The organism is Bacillus cereus group sp. BfR-BA-01379, assembly GCF_022663605.1.
In the GTDB taxonomy this organism is placed as follows: Bacteria; Bacillota; Bacilli; order Bacillales; family Bacillaceae_G; genus Bacillus_A; species Bacillus_A mobilis.
Genome location: NZ_JAKUFT010000211.1, coordinates 1 through 397, shown reverse-complemented (window position 1 = coordinate 397; position 397 = coordinate 1). Strand labels below are relative to the sequence as shown.

Genomic DNA, 397 nt, shown 5'->3' with positions numbered 1-397 from the left:
TATGTAGGCGTTTTTTCTTATTTAAGCTTTTGTATGTTCTTTATGGTCACATTCGCAATGAGATCCACATTTCCCGTATAGTACTGTTGATTTTTCATCTTCAAAATGTCCAATTGTTCCTTCACATACTTGGCATACGATTGTTCCCATTTTTTAATTCCCCCTGAATTTTAATAATCATCTACTTATTTATAATTAAGCTTTCGCCTTGTCTTTATTAGCACAGTCACAATTTGTTCCACATTTTCCGTAAAGTACTGTCGTTTTTTCATCTTCAAAATGTCCGATTGTTCCTTCACATACTTGGCATACGATTGTTCCCATTTTTCATTTCCCCCTAAGTTTATGGTCCTAAAAACTTTTAGCTGTCCATTTCCTATCAATTATTGGGCTTTTG

General features: G+C 33.8%; 2 protein-coding genes. Both read right to left on the bottom strand.

What is annotated here, in order from left to right:
* Positions 1-21 precede the first annotated feature (21 nt).
* Positions 22-150, bottom strand: a complete 129-nt coding sequence (locus MR113_RS27510; RefSeq protein WP_000536796.1) for a GapA-binding peptide SR1P — start codon at positions 148-150, stop codon at positions 22-24.
* A gap of 45 nt (positions 151-195) precedes the next feature.
* Complete coding sequence (locus MR113_RS27505; protein ID WP_000536800.1) at positions 196-324, bottom strand: GapA-binding peptide SR1P; 129 nt, start codon at positions 322-324, stop codon at positions 196-198.
* Positions 325-397: the final 73 nt, after the last annotated feature.

Coding starts and splice junctions, on each gene's coding strand:
- MR113_RS27510 (WP_000536796.1), bottom strand. CDS start 150: ATGGGAACAATCGTATGCCAAGTATGTGAAGGAACAATTGGACATTTT.
- MR113_RS27505 (WP_000536800.1), bottom strand. CDS start 324: ATGGGAACAATCGTATGCCAAGTATGTGAAGGAACAATCGGACATTTT.